Source organism: Halopseudomonas sp. L-58, assembly GCF_056859475.1.
Genome location: NZ_JBSXON010000056.1, coordinates 33665 through 57182, shown reverse-complemented (window position 1 = coordinate 57182; position 23518 = coordinate 33665). Strand labels below are relative to the sequence as shown.

The window sequence follows — 23518 nt, the reverse complement described above, 5'->3', positions numbered from 1 at the left end:
CGTCAGTCCTCACTGGGCAGCGGAGCGCCGCTGGCCAGCTGCGTCAGTGCGTCCTCGTCCAGCAGAATGATCTGACCGTACTGAATCTTCAGCCAGCCAAGGCTTTCCAGTCGCTTGAGCAGCTTATTGATGCTCTGGCGTGAGCTGTTGAGCATCTGGCCGAGCGACTCCTGTGACAGCTGCACACAGGGGCGCCGCCCTTCGTCGTCAGTCTGTCCATAGTTGTGCGCGTGCATCAGCAGGCGCTTGGCCAGCCGTGAGGACAGGGGCAGCAGGGCGCTATCCTCAAGCATGGCAAAGGAAATGCGGATGCGCCGGCAGAGAATGCGCATGAACATCGGATACAGTTCCGGCCGCCGCTCCAGCATTTGATGAAAAGCCGGGCGGGGAATCATCAGCAGCTCGGTCGGGCCGATGGCGACGGTATCATGTGAGCGCGGCAGGCCATCGAACAGCGAGATTTCTCCGAACCAGCTGCCGGGGCTGAGAATGGCCAGAATTGCCTCACGGCCGTCCTGGCCGATATTGCTGATTCGGGTGCTGCCGCTGATCACGCCGTAAAGCCCATCGGGCTGGTCGTCCTTGGCGTAGACAAACTCGCCATCCTGCAGGGTGCGTATGCGTGCCAGCGCCAACAGCTCGTCCAGGACGTCCTGGGGCAATTCTCCAAACCAGCGATTCTGCTGCAACAGCTTGGCCAGCTGCGGGTTGTTGCCCATCTCGGACACTGTAATGTGTTTGACAGTCCGCTTTGCCGTCACCGTCTAGACTCCACTGATACTGAACGTCCCACAGTATGCCGCACGAGCGCTGGGGATGTCCTGTAGCGTCAGCCGCCTGTACGGGCCCGATTACATTATTCCAACAATAGAGGATTACTCCCCATGAATGCAGTGCATGCTCTGTCCGATATCAGCCTGAAGAACAAGGTCAGCGCCGAAGAGTGGCAGGTCCGTGTCGAGTTGGCCGCGGCGTATCGCCTGATTGCCATGTTCGGCTGGGATGATCTGGTCTTCACCCATATCTCTGCCAAGATTCCGGGCACTGAGCATTTCCTGATCAACCCCTACGGCCTGATGTTTGAAGAGGTTACCGCGTCGAATCTGGTCAAGATCGACCTGCAGGGCAACAAGATCGAAGAGTCGCCCTACAACGTCAACCCGGCCGGCTTTACCATCCACAGCGCCATTCACGAGGTCCGTCACGATGCCAACTGCGTGATGCATACGCATACCGCTGCCGGTATTGCCGTATCCGCCCAGAAGGACGGTATTCTGCCGATCTCCCAGCAGTCGATCTTTGTGCTGAGCAGCCTGGCCTACCACGACTACGAAGGGGTGGCCCTGAACGATGAAGAAAAGCCGCGCCTGCAGGCTCACCTGGGTCGCGCCAACAATCTGGTGCTGCGCAATCATGGTCTGCTGACCTGCGGCAAGTCGGTCGCCGATGCCTTCCTGACCATGTATACCCTGCAGCGCTGCTGTGAAATCCAGGTGCGCGCCCAGGCGCAGAATGCCGAGCTGATTCCGATTCCACAGTCGATTCTGGACGGTGCCGTGGCCTCCATGAAGAAGGTCACCAACGGCGCGGGTGCGGGCATCGCATGGCCGGCGCTGCTGCGCAAGCTGGACCGTGTCAACCCGGGCTACGATGCCTGAGCCGTGTCTGTCACCGGCATTGCCCTGGACGACTGGGTCGCTCAGGGGAAGGTGTTCCGTTATCGCGGGCACCAGATTCGCTGGTGGGAAGCAGGGGCGGGTGAGCCGCTCCTGCTGATCCATGGATTCCCCTCCGGCTCCTGGGACTGGCATTACCTCTGGCAGGCGCTTGCCGAACGCTATCGGGTGATCGCGCTGGACATGATTGGCTTTGCCTTTTCCGACAAACCGCAACATTACCCCTACAGTTTGCTGGACCAGGCCGACCTGCAGCAGGCGCTGATGGGGTCGCTCGACATCGCCGAGTACCACGTGCTGGCGCACGATTATGGTGACAGTGTCGCCCAGGAGTTGCTGGCGCGGCACGAGCAGGGGGCGGGTTTTTTACGTTCGCTGTGTTTTCTCAACGGTGGGTTATTTCCCGAGACCCATCACCCTGTGTTGTTGCAGCAGCTGTTGATGAGTCCGATCGGTTCCTTGATCGGGCGTCTCTACAGCCGGGAGCGGATGGCACGCACCTTCGGCAAGGTGTTTGGGCCGCAAACCCAGCCGGATGACCGCGAGCTGGATGCCTTCTGGCGCATGATCGAGTTCAATCGCGGCCCTCGCGTCATGCATCTGCTGATTCGCTATATCGCCGAGCGGCGGGGCAATCGCGACCGCTGGCTTGCTGCCATGCAGCGGACCCGGGTGCCACTGCGGGTGATTGACGGTGCGGTTGATCCGGTATCGGGCGCGCACATGGTGGAACGCTATCGGCAGCTGATTCCGAACCCGGACACCGTGTTGCTGCCGCACATCGGCCACTACCCGCAGGTCGAGGCGCCGGAGCAGGTTTTGCAGCACTATCTGGCGTTTCGCGATCAGCGTGTGGATGTGACTGCCCAGGCAACGACCCCGGCCTGAGCCGGGGTCGTTGTATTCAGGCCTGCTCGTCGCGCAGGAACACCAGCTGGTTTTCGCTGCTGGAAGCAGGGTCGAAACGGTAGCCGTCCAGATTGAAATCCTTCAGGCCTTCAGGATCCTGCAGCCGTTCCTTGATGACATAGCGGGCCATCAGGCCGCGGGCCTTCTTGGCGTAGAAGCTGATGATCTTGTACTGACCGTTTTTCTGGTCCTTGAACACCGTATCGATGATGCGCGCGTTCAGGGCTTTGGGTTTGACCGCGCCGAAGTACTCCTGCGAGGCCAGGTTGAGCAGTACCTGATCGCCCTGCGCGGCCAGATCCTCGTTCAGCCACTGGCTGATGCGCTCGCCCCAGAAGGCGTACAGATCCTTGCCTCGCGCGTTGGCCAGCTTGGTGCCCATTTCCAGGCGGTAGGGCTGCATCAGGTCGAGCGGGCGCAACAGGCCATAGAGGCCGGACAGCATACGCAGGTGCTGCTGGGCGAAGGCAAAATCGTCGGCCGAGAAATCTTCCGCGTTGAGTCCTGTGTAGACATCGCCCTTGAACGCCAGCAACGCCTGCTTGGCGTTGTTTGGCGTGCTCTCGCGCTCCCAGCTGCCGTAGCGGGCAACGTTGAGGCTGGCCAGCTTGTCCGACAGGGACATCAGCTTGGCGATATCCTGCGGCGACTTTTCACGCAGCACGTCGATCAGCTCGACGCTGTGCTCGACAAAGCGCGGCTGGGTGCTCTGTTCGATCACCGGGGGCGTGTCGTAATCAAGGGTCTTGGCGGGGGAAATCACCATCAGCATGGGCGTACTCCTGTCAGCTTTAGCCGTGGATTATGCCGCAAACCTGCGCCGCGATGGGTAATGGGTTGGATAGATAGGGGCTATTGGGCTTCGCCGCTTTGCGGCTTCGCAGCTGCAAGCTACAAGCGAGAAGCGAGAAGCGAGAAGCGAAACCGGGGTGAGCCATCGGATACGTTGAGGATTCTCGACTTATGAAAACCCCGCGTGATCTGACACCACGCGGGTTTTTCTTGCAGCTTGCAGCTTGAAGCTTATGGCTTGCAGCTACCGGCCAAAGGCCGGTCAGAGGTGCGTTTCTGCGTACTCGGCCAGTGCGGAGCGCGGTACGCCCTGCAGGTGGATGTGTACACCGTGGGGGAAGTCTTTGAAGCATTCGGTCAGATAGGTGAGGCCTGAGCTGGTGGCGTTGAGGTAAGGGGTATCGATCTGCGCCAGGTTGCCAAGGCAGATCACCTTTGAGCCGTTGCCGGCGCGGGTGATGATGGTCTTGATCTGGTGCGGAGTCAGGTTCTGGCTTTCGTCGATCAGGATGAAGCTTTGCTGGAAACTGCGGCCGCGGATGTAGTTCAGGGATTTGAACTGCAGTGGCACGCGGTCGAGGATGTATTCCACGCTGCCGTGGGTGCTCTCGTCATCCATGTGCAGGGCTTCAAGGTTGTCGGTGATGGCGCCGAGCCAGGGTTCCATCTTCTCTTTTTCGGTGCCGGGCAAAAAGCCGATATCTTCGTCCAGACCCTGGGTGCTGCGGGTGGCGATGATGCGGCGGTAGGTCTTGGTGACCATGGTCTGCTCGATGGCGGCGGCCAGCGCGAGAATGGTCTTTCCGGAGCCGGCGGCACCGGTCAGGTTGACCAGGTGAATGTCCGGGTCCATCAGTGCATACATGGCCAGCGCCTGGAAGATGTCCCGCGGGCGCAGCCCCCAGCACTCCTGATGCAGCATGGGTTCCTGGTGCAGGTCGCGGATGGTCAGGTTGCTGCCGTCGATACCCTTGACCCAGCCGATAAAGCCCTGATCGTCGATGATGAAGTCGTTGATGTGCAGCGCCGGCAGGTTGTCGGTGAGCTGAACCTGATGCACGGTCTGCCCGGTCAGCTGCCTGGTTTCAACCTTGGCCACCCGCTCCCAGAACGAGCCTTCGATTTCATGGTAACCGCGGGCCAGCAGGGCGATGTCATCGAGCAACTGGTCAGTGTGGTAGTCCTCCGCGTCAATGCCGCAGGCGCGCGCCTTCAGACGCATGTTGATGTCCTTGGACACCAGCACGATGCGGTCATCGGGATGCTGACTTTGCAGCTGACAGAGCTGGTTGATGATCTTGTTGTCGTTAAGGTCGTTGGGCAGGCAGTGGGCGGGAATCGGGGCCTTGTCCATGAGGATGGCAAGGGTGCCGTTAGGGCCGAGTTTGCCACGCTCAATGGCGACGCCCTGTTCTACCTGATCGGGTGGTGCGTCTCCCAGGGTTTTGTCGATCAGCCTGATGGCCTGGCGACAGTCTGCTGCGGTGCTGGATTTGCCGGATTTGAGTTTGTCGAGTTCTTCCAGAACGGTCATCGGGATGATGACGTGGTGTTCTTCGAAGTTGAGCAGTGCGTTGGGATCGTGAATGAGTACGTTGGTATCAAGAACGTAGAAGGTGTGCTCGGTCGGTCCGCACGCTTCCATATGCTGTACCTCGCAGTGCCGGTGACGCGACTGTATCAGGCAGCATTGGCTGCGCCTGGCAGTCCACTGGGCCGGCTCGCACAGCACTCGGGTATCAAGGGATCACCACGACGGCGTGGACCGGTTGATCGAGGTATAGCGTAAACAGAATGACCTTCACAAGCGCGGAAAATGCTTAAGGCAAAAAAACTCGAAAATTGATCAAAGGGGCTGGGCAGAGGGCAAAAAGGCGGGATATAGTCATTGGCCCGGCCACTGAAAAGTGGCCGTTTTTTTTGCCTGAATGGTCAGGTTTTATGGCTGCGGGTAGTACCGATGCTATGCCTAGGGACGCGACATGTCGCGTCCGCAAAGGGGGCACGCGGACACGGCATGCTGTGTCCCTACGGCTGGGTCAGTGGCGACCCTGTGGACGACCGCCACCGCGGCGGCTGTTGCTGCCAGCCGAGCGACGGCGGGCTGCCGCAGCGGCTTCAGCCTGCTCGGCTTCATTGGCGTCAGTAGCGGCTTTTTCTTCAGCGCTCTGCTCGCGCTTGGGCACCGGCTTGAGCAGGTGCTCTTCCGGCGGCACACACTCCAGCTTGTTACCCAGCAGCTCTTCGATCGGCGGCACCTGGAAGGCGTCGTCTTCACCTGCCAGACTGATGGAAGTGCCCTTGGCGCCAGCGCGGCCGGTGCGGCCGATGCGGTGGACGTAGTCTTCCGGGTCTTCCGGCAGGGTGTAGTTCACCACGTGGCTGATGCCATCGATGTGAATGCCGCGGCCAGCCACATCGGTAGCGACCAGCACCCGCAACTTGCCGGTCTTGAAGTTCTCCAGGGTGCGCACACGCTTTTGCTGCGGCACATCGCCGGACAGCTGGGCGGCGTTGATGCCGTCGCGCATCAGGCGCTCCTGCACCCGGCGCACTTCATCCTTGCGGTTGGCAAACACCATGACCCGGTCCAGATCCAGCTGGGTGATCAGGTTGTAGAGTACCTTGTACTTGTCGCGGCCGCTGACAGCATAGACTTTTTGGGTCACGTTCTCTGAGGCCGGACGCTCGGGCTCGATCTCGACGACGGCCGGTTCGTGCGTCCACTGACGGGCGAGGTTCATCACGTCGTCGCTGAAGGTGGCCGAGAACAGCAGGGTCTGGCGGTCGCCCTTGCGCGGTGTCTGGCGGATGATCTGGCGTACCTGCGGGATAAAGCCCATGTCGAGCATGCGATCGGCTTCGTCGAGGATCAGCACTTCGATCAGATCCAGGTGCACCTCGCCGCGATTGCAGAAGTCGAGCAGCCGGCCAGGTGTGGCGACCAGGATGTCGCAATAGCGCAGTTCCAGCTGCTTGAGCTGCTTGTCGAAGTCCATGCCACCGACGAAAGTCATCACGTTCAGCGGGCAGTGCTTGGTCAGGCCCTCGGCGTCGCTGGCAATCTGCATGACCAGTTCGCGGGTCGGTGCGATGATCAGCGCCCGTGGCTCGCCCATAAAGCGCTCGTCCGGCGGCGGTGTTTCCAGTAGTTGGGTGATGGTGGAGACCAGGAAGGCAGCGGTTTTGCCAGTGCCGGTCTGGGCCCGGCCGATCGCGTCGTGGCCGCGCAGGGTGCTGCCCAGTACGGCGGCCTGAATCGGGGTGCAGTAGCTGAACCCCTGGTCCTGAATGGCGTGCATCAGGCTGTCAGGCAGCGGGAAGTCGTGGAAGCGGGTTTTACCTTCGGCCGGTGGAACCTGAAAGTCATTGATGCTCCAGGGCTTGACCGGGGTCGCAGGTGGTTTGGCCAGGCGCTTGCGATCACGGTTGCGCGGCTTGCGTTCGCGGTTTGCGCTATCGTTCTGCAGGGGCGCGGGAGTGGGCTCTGCTGCCTGACGGGGTGTGGTGTCGGCCGCTTTCGGCGCCGGCTCTTCTGGCTTGCTAATCAGCTTTTTCAGTGCTTTGAGCAAAGGTTTTTCTCGACTGCGTGGAAATTGAACGTCAGGCAGTGTAAAGCAAGGCCGCGCGTTCGCGAAGCCTTGCGGTTGTTTTTTGAACAGGTGCGGTGGCCTGCATGGCCCCTGACCGGCTCAAAGCCCGAAGCGTTCTGCCAGCCAGCGACGGATGTCGGCGATTTCGTCCATGCAGACCTCGTGCGCCATCGGGTATTCGTACCAGCGGGTGTGGTGGCCGGCGGCCTGCATCAGATCATGGGCTTCGCGGCCCATCGCCAATGGCAGCACGTCATCAAAACGGCCGTGTGCGCAGAACAGCTCCAGCGGTTGGCGGGCCGGGTGTTGCTCGAGCAGCAGGTCCAGTCCCGGCCCGTAGGTGGACAGCGCCATCACACCGCCAAGCGGCAGCTCGCTGCTGACAGCGGTGCAGAGCACAACCGCGCCGCCCTGGGAGAACCCGGCGAGAATGATGTTTTCCAGCGCAATGCCCTGTGCGCATTGTTCGTCGATCAGCTGACGTACCAGGGCAACGGCTTCATCCAGATGACTCTGGTTGATTGCCCGGGCTGGTGACATGCCGAGGATGTCGTACCAGCAGGGCATCGGGAAGCCGCCGTTGATGGTGACCGGCCGGGTAGGTGCCTGTGGAAAAATGAAGCGGATGGCATGATCGGCGGGCAGTTGCAGGGCCTCGACTACCGGCACGAAATCGTAGCAGTCGGCGCCCAGACCGTGCAGCCAGATGACGCTGCGGGTGGCGGGCGTGGCGGGTTCGATGATGTGCGGTGACATGCGGGCTCCTTGCAGGAATGGAAATTCGGACGCCCTTTATACTGTGCTGCAGAGCCAATACCAAGTGTGAGTGCAGCCCACCGGCTGGCAGGCTGCAGGCGGGCAGGCTGCTCAGGCGCGGGACATGAACTTGCCGGATTCGGTGTTGATACGCAGCACTTCGCCGGTTTCCAGATACTCGGGGATCTGGATTTCCAGACCGGTGGCAAAGCGCGCGGTCTTGGTGCGTGCGCTGGCTGATGAGCCCTTGATGGCCGGCGGCGTTTCCTCGATGGCCATCTCCACTACCGCGGGCAGCTCGATACCCACCAGGTTGCCCTCAACCAGCAGGCCATACAGGCCTTCGATGCCGTCATGCAGGTAAGGCAGCTGATCTTCCAGCTGGTCGGCGGTCAGGGTGAACTGGGCGAAGTCTTCGTTATCCATGAAGGTGTAGCCGTCCGCGTCCAGGTAGAGGAACTGAACCGGGCGCTTCTGGAAGTCGATAAAGGTCAGGACGTCGTCGCCGGTAAAACTCTGATCGAGCTTCTGCTTGGTCTGGACGTGGTTGAAGCGCACCTTGTAGAGCGTCGTGCCGCTGCGCGAAGACGGGCTTTTTACCTCGATCTGGCTGACGATGTACGGCTGGTTGTTGATCTGGACGATATGGCCTTTTTTCAGTTCGGCAGCTTTGGGCATGGCGGCGCACTCAGGGGATGAAAACGAGGCGCTATTCTGCCCGCAGCCGCTGCACCTCGGCAAGCGGCTGCGGGGGCCGTGATCAGCGGTCTGTCGGTGCGTCGGGGGTATTGCCTGTCCCGCTCTGATCGGCCGGTGTGATCGGGTCTCTGCTGGTGCCGGCTGCTGGCGACGGCCTGGAACCGGAGGCCGAATCGCCTTCGATACGATAGCTGTGCACCAGCTTCTCAAGGCCCGCGCTGCTGCGCAGATTGACGTCGAGCTGGCGGAAGGCGATTTCGATACCGTGCTCCTTGAAACGACGGTCGATTTCGCGGTTGATCTCGTCAATCGCCATATTGCGATCGGCCAGCTCCTTCACATGTACTCGCAGTTCGTGGTCCAGCGTGCTTTCGCCAAAGTTGAGGAACAGCACCAGCGGTTCGGGATCCTTCAACACGCGGCTGTTGGACTGGGCGATCTGCATCAGCAGCTCGCGTACCAGTTGGACGTCTGAACCGTAGGCCACACCGACCTTGATGATCACCCGGGTAATAGTGTCCTGCAGCGACCAGTTGATAATCTGCTCGGTGACGAAGTTCTTGTTTGGAACAATGATTTCCTTGCGGTCGAAATCGGTAATGGTGGTTGCGCGAATGCGGATTCGGTTGATGGTGCCTGACAGCGGGCCGATGGTGACCACGTCACCAATGCGCACCGGACGCTCGAACAGGATGATCAGGCCGGAGATGAAGTTGGCGAAGATTTCCTGCAGACCAAAGCCCAGACCCACACCGAGGGCGGCAACCAGCCATTGCAGCTTGTCCCAGCTGACTCCGAGCGTTGATAACGAGGACACCAGACCGAAACCGACGATGATGTAGCTGAGCAGGGTGGTAATGGCATAACTGCTGCCCTGGCGCAGCTCCAGTCGCGAGAGCACAAGGATTTCCAGCAGGCCGGGCAGGTTGCGCGCCAGGGTAATGGTCAGAATGATGGTGACCAGTGCGCCGAGGATATCGCCAACGCTGATCGGCACCGCTTCGCCGGCATTCAGGCCGGTGCCCTCGTAGTGCCACAGGGTCACGGACTCCAGATACGAGGTGGCGCTGATCAGGTCAGCCCAGGTGAAGTACAGCGCGAGGGCAAACGTCAGCAACAGGGTCAGTTTGGCCAGTCGTAACGACTGCTGATTGATCTGCTGCAGATTCATTTCCGGGATGTCGACCGCGGTCTCGGTGTCGCTTTGCCCTTCGCGTGCCTGGGCCGCCTGCCGTTTGCTGATGGCGCGCTGATAGGCCAGTCTGCGCCCGGCAACGTTAAGGTTGCGCACCACGGTACCCTCGACCAGCATCCAGAGCACGATCAGATACAGGCTGTCGATGAAACGCTCGGCCAGCTTGACCGCCGTGTAGTGGTAACCCATGGCGGTCATGCCTGCCAGCGCCAGCGGTGCGAGGATCAGCAGGCTGGCGGCGACAAAATGGACCACCCGGGAGCTGTAGAGGGGCTGGCTGCGGAGCATGAAGCGGCCGAGCAGCAATGACAGCGCGATCATGCCGATCAGCATGCCGGTGCGCCCGATCGGATCGGTGCCGGTGTAGTCGGGCATGGACCCATGCAGGCCAAGCATCAGCACCAGCGGTACCAGAATCCAGGCGACGTTGCGCACCAGTTTGCGCAGACGATGAACCAGATCGTCGTCCCAGTGGAAATGACGGGTGGCAATGCCGTGGGGGTCGAACACCCGGTACAGCATGTGCAGGACAAACCAGGCCAGCGCCAGCTTGAGCATGCCGGTGCCCAGCACCGGCGCACTTTGCTCGCTGTCCAGACGCAGCAGCAGACCTGCGCCGGCCAGCAGCGCTGGCATCGGACTGACCAGCAGTGCTGTCAGCAGTAGCGCACGGGGCGTATGCCACTGGCTGTCGCGGCGGAAATGCCCGACCTCGTCATGCAGGGTGTCGAGGCTGCTGCGCAGTCGTGGCTTGCGCCAGATGTACAGGGCCAGTAAAAGCAGGGTACCCAGGCACCAGAGCAGATGGCGTTTGGCAGCGTCCAGCAGGTTTTCCCACTGGCGGGGCAGATTCATGCTGTCGATCTGGTGGGCTACTTCGCCTGGCAGGCTGGTCAGCCAACTGCGTTCAATGGGGCGGCTGCTGGCCACCCAGAACAGCTGGTCGTCGATGGTGCGCTTGAGATCGCTGCTGAGCTGCTGCAGCTGCCGCTGGTTGATCTGCAGGGTGATAGCCAGATTGATCAGGCTGTTGATATTGCCGTTTAGCTGCTCGACCAGCGTGACCCGGGCGTTGACCATCTTTTCCAGCTCCGGGCGCAGTGTGTCGCGTTGACGAGCTGGGATCTTGAGCAGCAGGTCGTTGAGGTAGGTGTCCGGGCTGGCGAGGCTTTGTGCCTGCTGGTTGAGCTCGAACTGGCGCAGACGCAGGTCGGCGATCTGATCCGGCAGATCGGTATCAATTTCTACCCGGGGCAGCTCGTTCTTCTGCTTGTGCAGAATGCGCGACAGCAGCAGGCTGCCCTCAAGCACTTCGATCTGTTGCTCCAGGGCCTTATCGATCTGACTCAGGTGCTCGGTCTGCTGCTTGGTTTCAATGTTCTGGCGGGTCAGTACACCGAGCTGCCTGGTTGCGTTCAGCAACTCCTCGCTCAACTGCCGGTTGATGCTGCTCTGGCCCTGCAGCACCTCGTTCTGGCTGGCCTCCTCCGGCAGGGTGGCATCGCTGACGGCCTTTTCCGACACCGACTGGCGCTTGTCATTGATGACGGTCTGCAGCAGCGAGATGTCGTCTTCAATTTCGCGTATCTGCAGGGTCAGCAGGTTTTTTTGCTGGGTGGCCAGATCCTGCAGCACGTTGTTGCCAGCCAGTCGCTGACGCAGCAGCTCACTGTCTGCATTCAGGTACTCCAGTTCTGCCTGCAACAAGGCGATGCGCGCGCGCGTGAGCGTGGTCGGTGCCAGACGTTGCTGGGTGCGCAGCTGTTCATTCAGTTGCTGGCTGCGGCGCTGGTTGTCGGACACGCTGGCCTGGGTACGTTCCGGCCGGGTCTGGGCGGCAATCAGCTGGCCATTGACGCCGGTCAGCTCGTTCTGCCAGGTGAACATCTGATTGACCTTGTCGCTGAGCAGGGTTTCCAACTGATCCAGCGCCTGACGCTCCAGTACCGCACGTTGCAGGCTGTCGTCGTTCCTGGCCAGACGATTGTGCTCGGCACGGACACTCTGGGTCTGGCGCGGGGCGTCGGCGATCTGCTCCTGCAGGGCCTTTTGTTCCTCCAGGGTCTGGCGCGTCTGCCTCAGAAACCCCTGGGTGCTCTGCTGCAGATCTGTCAGCTCACGCTTTTCTGCTTCCGGCAGATTACTGTTGCTGGTGCTTTCGATCTCCGCCGTGAGGCTTTCAATCCGTTGATCCAGATCGGCGGTTAGCTGAGTGTCCTGAGCCCATCCCAGCGGGCTGAGCAGCAGGCAGCCCAGCAGCACTATCGCGCGTAGCGGCATGGTGTTGTTCCTGAATGAGTCTGTGCGCAAGGTTAGCCCTCCTGCTGCCGATTGGGAAGCTGACCACCTGGGTAGTTGCGGGTTCCCCAAAGGGTTAAAACGCAGCAGGCCACCCGAAGGTGGCCTGCTGGGATGCCGCAAGCGGCAGGGAGGTCACAGGTCGATCAGAACCAGGCGTCCTGCATGTCGTAGCAGGTCAGGTCGCGGTTTTCCAACACGTTCAGGTCGTGGTGGCAGGACGGCACTTCCCAGCGCAGGAAGTAGCGGGCGGCCTGCAGCTTGCCCTGATAGAACGCGGTATCTGCCGCGTTACCGGCAGCCAGTCCCTGTTGAGCCTTGACTGCCTGTTCCAGCCAGCGCCAGCCGATCACCATGTGACCGAACGCCTTGAGGTACAGTGCCGAGTTGGCCAGCGCCTCGTTGACCTTGCCCTGACCCATGTCACCGAGCAGTGCCATGGTGACGCTGCCGATGTGGGCGTGCAGTTTTTCCAGCGGCTCGCGCAGCTCGTTCAGTTCGCTGTATTCGGCAGCGCGCTTGCAGCAGCTCTGAATCAGGCCGGACAGCTGCTTGAGCGCGGCGCCGCCGTTCATGGTCACCTTGCGAGCCAGCAGGTCGAGCGACTGGATACCGTTGGTGCCCTCGTGGATCGGGTTCAGGCGGTTATCGCGATAGTACTGCTCGACCGGGTACTCGCGGGTATAGCCGTGACCACCAAGAATCTGGATCGCCAGTTCGTTGGCCTTGAGGCAGTAGTCGGAGGGCCAGGCCTTGACGATCGGCGTCAGCAGGTCCAGCAGTTCCAGCGCGTTCTTGCGCTGTTCCTCGGTTTCCAGGGTTTCGGTATCGTCGAATACGCGGGCAGCGTACAGACCCAGGTCAAAGGCACCTTCAACATAGGCTTTCTGGGCCAGCAGCATGCGCTTGACGTCGGCGTGCTCGATGATCGAGACCTGCGGTGCATTCGGGTTCTTGCCGTCGGGCAGGCGGCCCTGCGGGCGCTCGCGAGCATAGTTGAGCGAGTACAGGTAGCCAGCGTAACCGAGCATCACCGCGCCCATGCCAACGCCGATGCGCGCCTCGTTCATCATCTGAAACATGTAGGACAGGCCGTGATGCGGCTTGCCGACCAGATAGCCGACGCAATTATCCTTGTCACCGAAGTTCAGTGCGGTTGAGGTCGTGCCGCGCCAGCCCATCTTGTGGAACAGGCCCGCCAGGGTCACGTCGTTGCGCTCGCCGAGGGTGCCGTCTTCGTTGACCAGGAACTTGGGTACGATGAACAGCGAGATGCCTTTTACGCCGGGCGGTGCGTCGGGCAGCTTGGCCAGAACCATGTGGACGATGTTCTCGGACAGCGGGTGATCGCCACCGGAAATAAAGATCTTGTTGCCCTTGAGTCGATAGCTGCCGTCAGCGGCCGGCTCGGCCTTGGTGCGGATGTCGGACAGCGAGGAGCCGGCGTGTGGCTCGGTCAGCGCCATGGTGCCGAAGAAGCGGCCTTCGATCATTGGCTGCAGGTAGCGCTGTTTCTGTTCCTCGGTGCCGAAGCTCTCGATCAGGTTGGCCGCGCCCATGGTCAGCATCGCGTAGGACGAGGTCCCTGCGTTGGCCGACTGGAAATGGGCAAAGCAGGCCTGCGACAGCAGGTTCGGCATCTGCATGCCGCCTTGTTCAAAGGTGCGGGTGGCGTTCAGAAAGCCCGCCTCGAGGAAGGCGTCGACCGCCGGTTTGACTTCCGGGATCAGCTCGGCCGCACCGTTGACGTACTTGGGCTCGTTCTCGTCGCTCTTGCGGTTGTGTGGTGCGAACAGCTTTTCCGCGATGGTGCGGGCAGTACCGATGGCCGCGTCGAAGGTCTCGCGGTTGTGATCGGCAAAGCGCGGGCGCTTGGTCAGCGCTTCGGCGTCCAGCACTTCATAGAGTTCAAACGCCAGGTTGCGTTGGTCAATCAGCAGTTCGGACATGGTTCTCACCTCTATAGGAATCGCGGGGCAGTGTATTGAGTCACTTCCGGCCAGGGAATGGCCATTGATGGCTTTTATATCCGCAAATCAGAACAGACGAAGCGCAGGCTCGTCCAACGTGGCGCGCTGCTCGCGCAGGGTCAGGATCTGGTCGGCCCAGTAACGTTCCTGGGCGAACCAGGGGAAGTGCCTGGGAAAGGCCGGGTCTTCCCAGCGGCGTGCCAGCCAGGCACTGTAGTGCACCAGCCGCAGGCTGCGCAGTGGCTCAATCAGGGCCAGTTCGGACGGATTGAAATCGTGGAATTCGTTGTAGCCTTCAATCAGCTCGGATAGTTGCGCCTGACGCTGATCGCGCTCACCCGACAGCACCATCCACAGATCCTGCATCGCCGGACCCATGCGGCAGTCATCCAGATCGACCATATACAGGCTGTCGTCGCGCCACAGCAGGTTGCCGACGTGCAGATCGCCATGCAGGCGAATCTGCTTGGCCGGATGCGCCTGGAGTTGCTGTTTTACCACCTGCAGCAGGTCTTCGGCGACCGAGAAGTAGGCGGGTTGCAGGCTTGCAGGCACCACATTGGCGCTGCGCAGGTAATCCAGACTGTCCCCGCCGAAGCTTTGCCAGTCGAGGGTCGGCCGGTGCTCGAAGGGGCGCATCGAACCGACCGCATGCAGGCGGCCGATCAGGCGACCGAGCATCAGCAGATGGTCGGGATCGTCGAACTCGGGGGCGTGGCCACCAAACCGGCGGAACAGGCTGAAGCGAAACCCTGCATGCTCGAACAGCGTGCGGCCGTCGATCTGCTCCGGGGCAATCACCGGGATCTCGCGTTCAGCCAGTTCAAGGCTGAAGGTATGCTCCTCGAGAATCGCCTCATCGCTCCAGCGGTCCGGTCGATAGAACTTGGCGATCAGCGGTGCGGCGCCTTCTATGCCGACCTGAAATACCCTGTTTTCGTAACTGTTCAGGGTCAGGATGCGCGCATCAGAGAGATAGCCAAGCGATTCGACCGCGTCCAGCACGGTGTCAGGGGTGAGGGTAGAAAAGGGATGGCTGGACATGGTGGTCGACTCGGAGCAAACACGTGATTGTGACCGCACAGGGTAACAGGTGTTGACCGTGGAATCGCTCGTTACAGACGGGTTTCAGGGGGTACGGGCGACGCACCAGACCTGAACCGATGCGGCGCCGGCCTTGAGCAGGGTTTGGCTGGCCTCACTCAGCGTCACGCCGGTGGTCATGACGTCATCGATCAGCGCCAGGTGCTTTCCCTGCAGGTGTTCAGGCCTTGGGCAGCTGAACGCACCGCGCAGGTTCTGGCGTCGTGCTTTGGCATCCAGGCCCTGCTGCGGCAGGGTTGAGCGGGTGCGTTCCAGCAGTTCGGGTCGACAACGGAGTTGGGTGCGTCTGGCAATATCGCGCGCCAGCTCGCAGGCCTGATTGTAGCCACGCTGAGCCTGCCGCTTGCGGTGCATGGGCACTGGCAGCAGCAGGTCGGGGCAGGGGGCAATGTCTTGCTGCAGCCAATCCGCCGCCGCTTCGGCAAGTAGCTGCCCGAGCAGGCGGCCAATGCTGGTCTGGCCATGGTACTTGAACGCGGGAATCAGGCTGTCAACCGGGAAGCGGTAGATCAGCGGTGCCAGCGCGTGACTGAATGGCGGGGGTGCATTCAGGCAGCGCCCGCATTGCTGCGCCGGGTGCGGCAAGGGCAGGGCACAGCGTTGGCAGCAGGCCTGTTGCCAGGGCAAGTCAGCCTCGCAGCCTCCGCACAGTTGCGTGTCCGGATGCGGGTTGCTGCCAAGGCAGAGTATGCATTGTGCGAATAGATTGTTTTTTATCCAGATGTAAACCTGTTGTTTTTTCAAAGGTTGACAGCCTCCGTGCCGTCGTTATGATGCTCGGCAGACTTGGAACCCGCCCGGTTCCCCTGCCAATTCGAAGGGACAAGACCCCATGACTGCATCCGTGACCCGCCACGACTGGACTCTGGCAGAAGTGCTGGAGCTATTCAATCAGCCGTTCAATGATCTGCTGTTTCAAGCACAGACGGTGCATCGCATGCACTTCGACCCGAACCGGGTGCAGGTCTCCACGCTGCTGTCGATCAAGACCGGTGCGTGCCCGGAAGACTGCAAGTACTGTCCGCAGTCCGGTCATTACAACACCGGTCTGGACAAGGAAAAGCTCATGGAGGTCGAGAAGGTGCTCAAGGCGGCGGCCGATGCCAAGGCCATTGGCTCCACCCGCTTCTGCATGGGCGCGGCCTGGAAACATCCGTCTGCCAAGGACATGCCCTATGTGCTGAAGATGGTCGAGGGCGTCAAGGCGCTGGGCATGGAAACCTGCATGACCCTGGGCAAGCTGAGCAAGGAGCAAACCCAGGCGTTGGCCGAAGCCGGGCTGGATTACTACAACCACAACCTCGACACCTCGCCCGAGTTCTACGGCAACATCATCACCACCCGGACCTACGCCGATCGGCTGGAAACCCTGTCGCATGTGCGTGACGCGGGTATGAAAATCTGCTCTGGCGGGATTCTCGGCATGGGCGAGTCGCTTCAGGATCGCGCCGGTCTGCTGATTCAGCTGGCCAACCTGCCGGAGCACCCGGAGAGCGTGCCGATCAATATGCTGGTCAAGGTGCAGGGTACCCCGCTGGCGGACGAGAAGGATGTTGACCCCTTCGACTTCATCCGCATGCTGGCCGTTGCCCGCATCATGATGCCCAAATCTCACGTGCGCTTGTCTGCCGGCCGCGAGCAGATGAACGAGCAGATGCAGTCGCTGGCCTTCTTCGCCGGCGCCAATTCCATCTTTTATGGAGAGAAGCTCCTGACCACCGGCAACCCGCAGGCGGATAAGGACATGCAGCTGTTCGCCCGCCTCGGCATCAAGCCGGAAGAGCGCCAGGAGCACGCGGACGAGGTGCATCAGGCGGCGATTGAGCAGGCGCTGATCGAACAGCGGGACAGCAAGCTGTTTTATTCGGCCGTCTGACGACGGCAGCCTCAAGCCATAAGCTGCAAGCCTCAAGCGAGCGCTGATGTGGCTTGAAGCTTGCTGCTTGCCGCTTGGAGCTTTTTTATGTCTTTCGATCTTTCTGCACGCCTCACCGAGCGCCGCGCTGCGCATCTGTACCGTCAACGCCCGCTGCTGCAGACGCCGCAGGGCGTGGAGGTGCAGGTCGACGGTGAGCGGTTGCTCAGTTTCTGCAGCAATGACTACCTCGGTCTTGCCAATGATCCGCGCATCAACGAGGCGTTCGTCGAGGGTGTGCGGCAGTGGGGCACAGGTGGTGGTGCGTCGCACCTGGTGACCGGTCACTCGGGCGCCCATCATGCGCTGGAAGAGGCGTTGGCCGAGTTTACCGGCCGGCCACGGGCCTTGCTGTTGTCCAGCGGCTATATGGCCAATATGGGTACGGTTACGGCGCTGGTGGGGCAGGGCGATACGGTGCTGGAAGATCGGCTCAATCACGCCTCTTTGCTGGATGCCGGGCTGCTTAGTGGTGCGCGTTTCTCGCGTTATCTGCATAACGATGCAGACAGCCTGCGTGGCCGGTTGAGCAAGGCTCAGGGCAATACGCTGGTGGTGACCGATGGCGTGTTCAGCATGGACGGTGACCTGGCCGACTTGCCCGCGCTGTGTGCTGCCGCAGCGGACGTCGATGCCTGGATGATGGTGGATGATGCTCACGGCTTTGGCTGTCTCGGCGCTCAGGGTGGCGGCATTGTTGAACATTTCGGCTTGTCGATCGACCAGGTTCCGGTGCTGGTCGGCACCCTCGGCAAGGCGTTTGGCACTGCCGGCGCCTTTGTTGCCGGCAGCGAAGAACTGGTCGAAACCCTGATCCAGTTTGCCCGTCCCTACATCTATACCACCAGCCAGCCACCCGCCGTTGCCCATGCCACATTGACCAGCCTGCAACTGGTGCGCGAAGAGCACTGGCGCCGTGACCAACTGGCGGCGCTTATCAGCCGTTTTCGGGCTGGAGTCACCTCGCTCGGGCTTGAGCTGATGGATAGCCCGACGCCGATTCAGCCGATAGTGGTGGGCACCAGCGAGCGGGCGCTGGCGCTGTCGGCTGCACTGCGCGCGCGCGGCCTGCTTGTGACTGCCATTCGCCCGCCGACCGTACCGCAGGGTACCGCCAGACTGCGTGTTACCCTCAGCGCCGCGCATACCGAACAACAGGTTGACCGCTTGCTCGATGCGCTCGGGCAGGCGCACAAGGAACTCAACGATGAATAACCTTACCTTACTGCCCGGCTGGGCGCTGGCCGCCAGCAACCTGCTGCCGTTGCAGCAGGCGTTGCACGAGCGGCTGCCCGACCTGGCTGTGCAGCTGGCGGAGTTGCCGCCGCGGCTGCAGATGTCGACCCTCGAGCCGGACCTGACGGCGCTGGCCGAGGCCTTGCCTGCTGGCTGGCTGGCCGGCTGGTCGCTGGGCGGCATGCTGGCAGTGCAGCTGCAGCGCCGCTTCCCGGAGCGCTTCTGTGGCGTCATCACCATCGCCAGTAATGCCTGCTTTGCGGCGCGCGACGGCTGGCCTCATGCGATGCCGGTCGATACCTTCAAGGCTTTCCTGGCTGATGCCCGCGAGCAACCCGAGCGTATTCTCAAGCGCTTTTCCCTGTTGGTAACGCAAGGTGGTGAGAACGCCCGGGAACTGAGTAAGCAGTTGCAGTGGAGCGATGCCGATCCGCTGCAACGTCTCAACCAGCTGGCGCTGCTCGGCGTGATCGATAACCGCATTCCTCTGCAGCGTTGTGCGCAACCGGTACTGCACTGCCTCGGTGGTAACGACGCGCTGGTGCCTGCGGCCGTGGAATCGGACCTGCTGGCGCTCAATGGCAATGCCCGGGTGAGGATGCTGCCGCAGGGCAGTCATGCCCTGCCGCTGGAAGCGCCACTCTGGCTGGCGGGTGAAATCGCCGAGTGGCTGGAAGCGCAATGACCACCGAGGTGATCGACAAGCAGGCCGTTGCCGCCTCGTTCAGCCGGGCGGCGACAACCTACGATCAGGTCGCCGAGCTGCAGCGCAGCGTCGGCAGCAATCTGCTGGCGCGCTTGCCCGAGAGCCTGGAGGTCGAGCGTCTGGCCGATCTGGGCTGCGGAACCGGATACTTTACCCGTGCACTGAGCGCCCGCTTCGGGCAGCCGGTGCTGGGGCTGGACATCGCCGAGGGCATGCTCCGCTATGCCCGCGCCCAGGGGCCGGTATCCTCGAGCTGGATCGTTGCCGATGCGGAGGCGTTGCCGTTACGTGCAGACTCCCGGCAGTTGCTGTTTTCCAGCCTGGCGTTGCAATGGTGCCCGGATCTCTCGCAGGCGCTGAAGGAGGCCCTGCGGGTGCTGGAGCCGGGTGGTCTTATCGCTTTCAACACGTTAGTTGAAGGCACGCTGCAGGAGCTGCGCGACGCCTGGCAAGCAGTCGATGGCTACGTGCACGTCAATCGCTTCATGCCGCTGGCGCAGTTGCAGCAGACACTGGCTGATGCGGGCTTTGCCAGTTGGCGCTGCGAGGTCGAAACCCATGTCCTGCACTACCCGCAGCTCAGCGGGCTTACCCATGAACTCAAGGCGCTCGGCGCCCACAATCTGAATGCCGGCCGTCCCGGAGGTCTGACCGGCAGAGCCAGATTGCGGGCACTGACCGCCGCCTATGAAACCTTCCGCCAGCCGGCGGGTTTGCCCGCGACCTATCAGGTCGCCCAGATCATTCTGCATAAAGGCCAGCAGGCCTGAGGGAACCCCCATGAGCAAACGTTACTTCGTTACCGGTACTGATACTGAAATTGGCAAGACCACGGTCGCCGCCGGTCTGCTGTGTGCAGCGCGTCAGCGAGGCCTGACCACCGCCGGAGTCAAGCCGGTGGCTGCAGGCTGCGAGCGCACGCCTGACGGGCTGCGTAACGAAGACGCGCTCGCGCTGCAGGCCCAGTGCAACCCGCCGCTGGCCTACGAATTGATCAATCCTGTGACGTTGGAAGCGGCTATCGCACCGCATATTGCCGCGCAGGAGGAGCAGGTGACACTGACCGCGAAAGGGTTGGCACAGGCTTGTGACGCGGTATTCGAGCGAGGTGCCGCGCTGACCCTGGTGGAAGGGGCCGGCGGCTGGTGTGTTCCTCTCAATGAGAGCGAACTGCTGTCGGATGTCGCCATTGCGCACAAACTGCCGGTGGTGCTGGTGGTAGGTATGCGCCTGGGCTGCATCAACCATGCGCTGCTGAGCTGTCGTGCCATTGCTGCAGATGGGCTGGAGCTGGCTGGCTGGGTTGCCAACCATGTTGATCCGCAGATGAGCCGTCCCGAGGAAAACCTGGCGACGCTCAAGCAGTTGATCAAGGCACCATGCCTGGGCGTCGTGCCGCGCCTGGATTCGGCCGACGCGACCGCCGTGTCTGTGTATCTGGATGTGTCTCCGCTGGTCTGATACGACCAGCGGTGCTGGGCGCGGGGGGGCGTCTATGCTTGAATGTAGGTGTCAATTTACCCAGAGACCATGCCATGGCTACCCTTGACTTGATTTCCGCTGGCCTGACCAGTGTGCGTCAGGGCCAGAACCGCATCAGCGGTGCGGCGTCCGATATTGCCCGTGCGGCCCTTCCGGTTGATCCGGTGGCTGCGACTGCGCAGCCCGCGCAGCCGGCTACGGGCCAGGCTGCGGCATCTACGCCGGTAGAAACCGCGCGTCCGGTCAATCTCGTCGACAGTCTGGTGGAACTGCAGCAGGGCCGCCAGCAGGCTGAGGTCGGGGCGTCGGTGATCGACACCGCCGACGAAGTGCTCGGCACCTTGCTGGATGTCACTGCCTGAGCCTGACCAGGCTCAACAGCGTGGTGCGCCCCCATGACCCCTGTCGGCAGCAGTCAAAGCACCTATATTCCCTCCGCGTTCACCACGCTGACCGCACGTTCCATCGCGGTCAGCGACAAGGTCCCTGCTGACGACCCCAACACCCGTTTTGCGCCGGTAGAGCCAACCAGCGAGGCGGCAGTGGGCACCGCTTCCCCTGACGCATCCGGCGATACCGAACTGGCCGAGGCCGAGCGCAGCAAGCGGTCCCAGCTCGCCAAGGCCGAAGCGCAGTTGCTGCAAGCCGAACAGAACGAAATCAGAGAGCTGGCCGCCCGTGATCGCGAGGTGCGCGCCCATGAGCAGGCGCACATGGCGGTTGGCGGTCAGTACGCCGGCTCCATGTCGCTGAGCTATGAACGGGGCCCGGACGGCCGCCTGTATGCGGTCGGTGGGGAGGTGTCCATTGATACCGCTCCGGTACCGGGCGACCCGCAGGCCACCATCGACAAGATGGAACAGGTGCGCAGAGCCGCGCTGGCGCCGGCCGAGCCTTCATCTCAGGATCGTGCCGTGGCGGCCCAGGCTGCACAGCTGATAGCGCAGGCTCGTGCCGAGATAGCAGCATCCGATCCGGTGGCCGGTAGCAGTGCCGGAGCAGCGGAGTCGGCCGACTCGGCGAGTACGCAGGCCAGCGGTGACTCAACGGTGGAAGACGACCGCGCAGGCGCGGGGCTGTCTGTCTATCGGGGTGTTGCTGCCGATCCGGCCAATGCAGGTCTGCGCGCCCTCGCCTGATTCGGCCCTGTCAGTCAGGCCACCCTTTTTCTGTTCATACTCACGCAGACTGATACCGGTGCATTCATGCGGGGGTTGACATTGGTTTGGCGTAAACGTATGTTTCAAACGTCTGTTTGAATTCGAGCTGCCAGGCAGCTCAAAACTGCAGCCTCGGCTGCCCGTGCATACTGATCAATACTTGAGGTCCAGTACCATGCCCGATTACAAGGCTCCCCTGCGTGACATTCGTTTCGTCCGCGATGAACTCCTGGGTTATGAAGAGCACTATCAGAGCCTGCCCGGCTGCGAAGATGCTACGCCGGATATGGTCAACGCCATTCTGGAAGAGGGCGCCAAATTCTGTGAGCAGGTTATTGCGCCGCTGAACCGTGTTGGTGACATCGAAGGCTGTACCTGGAGCCCCGAGGGTGTGACCACGCCCACTGGCTTCAAGGAAGCCTACCAGCAGTACGTTGAGGGTGGCTGGCCGAGTCTGGCGCACAGCGCTGAGCATGGCGGTCAGGGTCTGCCCGAGTCGCTGGGTTTGACCATCAGCGAAATGGTTGGCCAGGCCAACTGGTCCTGGGGCATGTACCCCGGCCTGTCGCACGGCTGCATGAACACCCTGGAAACTCACGGTACCGACGAGCAGAAGCACACCTATCTGCCCAAGCTGGTTTCCGGCGAGTGGACCGGCACCATGTGCCTGACCGAGCCGCATTGCGGTACCGACCTGGGTATGCTGCGTACCAAGGCCGAGCCGCAGGCTGACGGCACCTACAAGGTATCCGGCACCAAGATCTTTATCTCTTCCGGCGAGCATGACATGTCGGAGAACATCATCCACATCGTGCTGGCCCGCCTGCCTGACGCACCGGCCGGCACCAAGGGTATCTCCCTGTTCATCGTGCCGAAGTTCCTGGTGAACGCCGATGGCGAGAAGGGTGAGCGCAACACCGTCAGCTGTGGCTCGCTTGAGCACAAGATGGGCATCCACGGCAACGCTACCTGCGTGATGAACTTCGACGGTGCTACCGGTTACCTGATCGGCGAGCCGAACAAGGGCCTCAACGCCATGTTCACCTTTATGAACACCGCGCGTCTGGGTACTGCACTGCAGGGTCTGGCACACAGCGAAATCGCCTTCCAGGGCGGCATCCAGTACGCCCGTGAGCGTCTGCAGATGCGTTCGCTGACCGGCAACAAGGCGCCGGAGAAGCCGGCTGATCCGATTATCGTTCACCCGGACGTGCGTCGCATGCTGCTGACCATGAAGGCGTTTACCGAAGGTAACCGCGCGATGGTTTACTTCACTGCCAAGCAGGTCGATATCCTGAAGAACAGCCAGGATGCCGAGCAGAAGAAGCAGGCCGATGCCATGCTGGCGTTCCTGACGCCGATTGCCAAGGCGTTCATGACCGAGGTCGGTTTTGAAGCGGCCAACCACGGTGTGCAGATCTACGGTGGCCACGGCTTTATCGCCGAGTGGGGCATGGAGCAGAACGTGCGCGACGCCCGTATCTCCATGCTGTACGAAGGTACCACCGGTATTCAGGCCCTCGACCTGCTGGGTCGCAAGGTTCTGATGACCCAGGGCGAGGCGCTGAAAGGCTTCACCAAGATCGTCCACAAGTTCTGCCAGAACAACGAGGGCAACGAAGCCATCGCCGAGTTTGTCGCGCCGCTGGCTGCGCTGAACAAGGAGTGGGGCGAGCTGACCATGAAGATCGGCATGGCCGCGATGAAAGACCGCGAAATGGTCGGTGCCGCGTCCGTGGACTATCTGATGTACAGCGGCTACGCCTGCCTGGCCTACTTCTGGGCCGACATGGCACGTGTTGCTGCCGAGAAACTGGCCGCCGGTACCGCAGAAGAGGGCTTCTACAAGGCCAAGCTGCAGACCGCCCGTTTCTACTATCAGCGCATCCTGCCGCGCGTTCGCACTCACGTTGAGGCGATCCTGTCCGGTGCGGATAACCTGATGGAAATGGATGCCGACAACTTCGCACTGGGCTACTGATCTAGCCTGACGTTGTTGTCAGTATCAAGGCCGCCCCGGTAACGGG

General features: G+C 61.7%; 20 protein-coding genes. 10 read left to right on the top strand and 10 right to left on the bottom strand.

All coding sequences use genetic code 11. The features are described from left to right. Window positions 1-2 precede the first annotated feature (2 nt). Entirely contained in the window at window positions 3-719 is a 717-nt protein-coding gene (locus AC13EY_RS08245) for a Crp/Fnr family transcriptional regulator (protein ID WP_088273211.1), read from the bottom strand. 165 nt (window positions 720-884) lie between these two features. On the opposite strand from AC13EY_RS08245, the gene AC13EY_RS08240 reads away from it, so the two are divergent. Further along, window positions 885-1658 carry a class II aldolase/adducin family protein gene (locus AC13EY_RS08240; protein WP_228246671.1) on the top strand — a complete coding sequence of 258 codons (774 nt, stop codon included), beginning with the start codon at window positions 885-887 and terminating at the stop codon, window positions 1656-1658. Window positions 1659-1661: 3 nt separating this feature from the next. Next, window positions 1662-2564, top strand: coding sequence for an alpha/beta fold hydrolase (locus AC13EY_RS08235; RefSeq protein ID WP_228246672.1), 903 nt, complete (start codon window positions 1662-1664; stop codon window positions 2562-2564). 16 nt (window positions 2565-2580) lie between these two features. Here the strand turns inward: AC13EY_RS08235 and yaaA are convergent, their stop codons facing one another. The 9 genes from yaaA to AC13EY_RS08190 all read right to left on the bottom strand — a co-directional run bounded on the left by yaaA (window position 2581) and on the right by AC13EY_RS08190 (window position 15619). Further along, window positions 2581-3357, bottom strand: coding sequence for a peroxide stress protein YaaA (gene yaaA, locus AC13EY_RS08230; RefSeq protein ID WP_228246673.1), 777 nt, complete (start codon window positions 3355-3357; stop codon window positions 2581-2583). A 282-nt stretch (window positions 3358-3639) separates the two neighbouring features. Continuing rightward, window positions 3640-5022, bottom strand: coding sequence for a PhoH family protein (locus AC13EY_RS08225; protein WP_088273215.1), 1383 nt, complete (start codon window positions 5020-5022; stop codon window positions 3640-3642). 394 nt (window positions 5023-5416) lie between these two features. Next, a complete protein-coding gene (gene rhlB / locus AC13EY_RS08220; RefSeq protein ID WP_228246674.1) occupies window positions 5417-6949 on the bottom strand; it encodes an ATP-dependent RNA helicase RhlB in 1533 nt (510 codons plus the stop codon). A 120-nt stretch (window positions 6950-7069) separates the two neighbouring features. Further along, complete coding sequence (locus AC13EY_RS08215; protein ID WP_228246675.1) at window positions 7070-7726, bottom strand: alpha/beta hydrolase; 657 nt, start codon at window positions 7724-7726, stop codon at window positions 7070-7072. 111 nt (window positions 7727-7837) lie between these two features. Then, window positions 7838-8404 carry an elongation factor P-like protein EfpL gene (gene efpL / locus AC13EY_RS08210; protein ID WP_088273218.1) on the bottom strand — a complete coding sequence of 189 codons (567 nt, stop codon included), beginning with the start codon at window positions 8402-8404 and terminating at the stop codon, window positions 7838-7840. Window positions 8405-8486: 82 nt separating this feature from the next. Beyond that, window positions 8487-11900, bottom strand: a complete 3414-nt coding sequence (gene mscK, locus AC13EY_RS08205; RefSeq protein WP_228246676.1) for a mechanosensitive channel MscK — start codon at window positions 11898-11900, stop codon at window positions 8487-8489. 164 nt (window positions 11901-12064) lie between these two features. Beyond that, window positions 12065-13867, bottom strand: coding sequence for an acyl-CoA dehydrogenase (locus AC13EY_RS08200; protein ID WP_228246677.1), 1803 nt, complete (start codon window positions 13865-13867; stop codon window positions 12065-12067). 87 nt (window positions 13868-13954) lie between these two features. Further along, window positions 13955-14932, bottom strand: coding sequence for a serine/threonine protein kinase (locus AC13EY_RS08195; RefSeq protein WP_228246678.1), 978 nt, complete (start codon window positions 14930-14932; stop codon window positions 13955-13957). 84 nt (window positions 14933-15016) lie between these two features. Next, complete coding sequence (locus AC13EY_RS08190) at window positions 15017-15619, bottom strand: ComF family protein (protein ID WP_228246679.1); 603 nt, start codon at window positions 15617-15619, stop codon at window positions 15017-15019. A gap of 205 nt (window positions 15620-15824) precedes the next feature. Here AC13EY_RS08190 and bioB point away from each other — a divergent pair, with 205 nt between their 5' ends. The 8 genes from bioB (at window position 15825) to AC13EY_RS08150 (ending at window position 23472) form a co-directional block, all read left to right on the top strand. Beyond that, window positions 15825-16868 carry a biotin synthase BioB gene (gene bioB, locus AC13EY_RS08185; protein WP_228246680.1) on the top strand — a complete coding sequence of 348 codons (1044 nt, stop codon included), beginning with the start codon at window positions 15825-15827 and terminating at the stop codon, window positions 16866-16868. An 87-nt stretch (window positions 16869-16955) separates the two neighbouring features. Continuing rightward, window positions 16956-18122 carry an 8-amino-7-oxononanoate synthase gene (bioF, locus tag AC13EY_RS08180; RefSeq protein WP_228246681.1) on the top strand — a complete coding sequence of 389 codons (1167 nt, stop codon included), beginning with the start codon at window positions 16956-16958 and terminating at the stop codon, window positions 18120-18122. Then, the gene (locus AC13EY_RS08175) at window positions 18115-18828 is read left to right on the top strand and encodes an alpha/beta fold hydrolase (RefSeq protein WP_228246682.1); all 714 of its coding nucleotides are present in this window, start codon (window positions 18115-18117) and stop codon (window positions 18826-18828) included. Before bioF ends, AC13EY_RS08175 begins: the two co-directional genes overlap by 8 nt. Further along, window positions 18825-19619 (top strand): malonyl-ACP O-methyltransferase BioC, encoded by a 795-nt coding sequence (gene bioC, locus AC13EY_RS08170; protein ID WP_228246683.1) that lies wholly within the window; start codon window positions 18825-18827, stop codon window positions 19617-19619. Before AC13EY_RS08175 ends, bioC begins: the two co-directional genes overlap by 4 nt. A gap of 10 nt (window positions 19620-19629) precedes the next feature. Next, window positions 19630-20310 (top strand): dethiobiotin synthase, encoded by a 681-nt coding sequence (bioD, locus tag AC13EY_RS08165; RefSeq protein WP_228246684.1) that lies wholly within the window; start codon window positions 19630-19632, stop codon window positions 20308-20310. 74 nt (window positions 20311-20384) lie between these two features. Next, on the top strand, window positions 20385-20693 hold the full coding sequence (locus tag AC13EY_RS08160; protein ID WP_228246685.1) for a pyrroloquinoline quinone biosynthesis protein PqqE: 309 nt from the start codon (window positions 20385-20387) through the stop codon (window positions 20691-20693). Window positions 20694-20726: 33 nt separating this feature from the next. After that, a complete protein-coding gene (locus AC13EY_RS08155; RefSeq protein ID WP_228246686.1) occupies window positions 20727-21470 on the top strand; it encodes a putative metalloprotease CJM1_0395 family protein in 744 nt (247 codons plus the stop codon). A gap of 196 nt (window positions 21471-21666) precedes the next feature. Further along, on the top strand, window positions 21667-23472 hold the full coding sequence (locus tag AC13EY_RS08150; protein WP_228246687.1) for a phenylacyl-CoA dehydrogenase: 1806 nt from the start codon (window positions 21667-21669) through the stop codon (window positions 23470-23472). Window positions 23473-23518 lie beyond the last annotated feature (46 nt).